This window comes from Micromonospora sp. MH33, assembly GCF_003013775.1.
In the GTDB taxonomy this organism is placed as follows: domain Bacteria; phylum Actinomycetota; class Actinomycetes; order Mycobacteriales; family Micromonosporaceae; genus Micromonospora; species Micromonospora fulviviridis.
In genome coordinates this window covers 1-1810 of record NZ_MUYZ01000593.1, presented here as the reverse complement: position 1 = coordinate 1810, position 1810 = coordinate 1, and the positions used below count along the sequence as shown (strand labels likewise).

At 77.9% G+C, this 1810-nt stretch carries 1 protein-coding gene; it reads left to right on the top strand.

Translation table 11 applies throughout. The annotated features are described in order from the left end of the window. Positions 1-1810 (top strand): polyketide synthase (locus B0E53_RS36170; protein ID WP_246835780.1); only part of this gene is annotated, 1810 nt, incomplete at both ends.

Below are 1810 nucleotides of genomic sequence, written 5' to 3'. Positions count from 1 at the left end.
CCGCCCCGACCCGGCCGCGCTGCGCGCCGCGCTCGCCGCCGCGCTGCCCGGGTACGCGCTGCCCCGCGCGGTCGTGCTGCTCGACGAGTTCCCGCTCACCGTCACCGGCAAGGTCGACGAGCGGGCGCTGCCCGACCCGCCGGCCGAGGCGCCGGCCGGGGAGGCGCCCGCCACCGACACCGAGCGGGTCGTGCACGACATCTGGTGCGCCGTGCTCGGCCGCCCGACGGTCGGCCGCACCGACAGCTTCTTCGACGTCGGCGGGCAGTCCCTGCTGCTGGGCCAGGTGCAGCAGCGGCTCGCCGAGCGGTTCGGCGTACGCCTGCCCCTGCTGCGCCTCTTCGACCACCCCACGGTGGCCGCCCAGGCGGCGCTGCTCGACGCCCCGCCCGACGCGGTCCGCGCCCCGGTGCTGCCCGCGCCGGCCGCGCCCGCCGCCGCGGCCCGCGAGTACACCGGCGACGAGATCGCCGTGGTCGGCCTCGCCGGCCGCTTCCCCGGCGCGCCGGACGTGGCCACCTTCTGGTGGAACCTGTGCACCGGCGTGGACTCGATCCACGAGCACACCGACGAGGAGCTGGCCGCCCTCGGCGTCGGGCCGGGGCTGCGCGCGGACCCCCGGCACGTGCGGGCCGTCGGCCGGCTCGACGGGGTGGCCGACTTCGACGCCGGGTTCTTCTCGTTCGGCGCCGACGAGGCCGCCCGGACCGACCCGCAGCACCGGCTCTTCCTGGAGACCGCCTGGGAGGCCCTGGAGGACGCAGGGCACGACCCCGAACGCTTCCCCGGCCTGGTCGGGGTGTACTCGGCCACCTCCGCCAACCGGTACTTCCTGTTCCACCTCATGGACAACCCGGCCGTGGTCGGCGACGTCGACCCGGACGACTGGGAGGCCCGGCTGATCGGCCGGCAGTTCACCGACCACCTGCCCGGCCAGGTCGCCTACCGGCTCGGGCTCACCGGGCCCGCCCTGGCCGTGCAGAGCGCCTGCTCCAGCTCGCTGGTCGCGGTCTGCCTCGCCGCGCAGAGCCTCGCCGACTACCAGTGCGACCTCGCCCTGGCCGGCGGCGTGACCGTCACCTGGCCCCGGCACCGGCACACCCCGGGTGGCCTGGCCTCCCCGGACGGCCGGTGCCGCGCCTTCGACGAGGGCGCCAACGGTTCGGGCTTCGGCTCCGGCGTCGGGGTGGTCGCGCTGCGCCGGCTCGCCGACGCGCAGGCCGACGGCGACCGGATCTACGCCGTCCTGCCCGGCTGGGCGGTCACCAACGACGGCGCCGACCGGGCCGGCTTCGCCGTGCCCGGGCCGGGCGGCCAGGCCGCCGCGGTGGCCAACGCGCTGGCCACCGCCGAGGTCGCCCCCGGCGAGGTCGGCCTGGTCGAGGGGCACGGCAGCGGCACGCCGCTCGGCGACGCCATCGAGGTGGCCGCGCTGCACGAGGTGTACGCCGGCGCCGCCCCCGCCGAGACCTGCGCGCTCGGCTCGGTGAAGACCAACATCGGCCACCTCGACGCCGCCGCCGGGATCGCCGGGCTGATCAAGGCGGTGCTCGCCGTGCGGCACGGCGTGATCCCGCCGAACCTGCACTTCACCCGCCCGCACCCGGAGATCGACCTGTCGGCCGGCCCGTTCTACGTGCCGACCAAGGCGCGGGACTGGCCCGAGGGGCCGCGCCGGGTGGCCGGGGTCAGCGCCTTCGGCCTCGGCGGCACCAACGCGCACGTCGTGGTGGAGCAGCCGCCGCCGCCCGACCCGGCCGACCCGCCCGGCGACGGGCCGTGGCTGCTGCCGGTGTCGGCGCGTACCCCG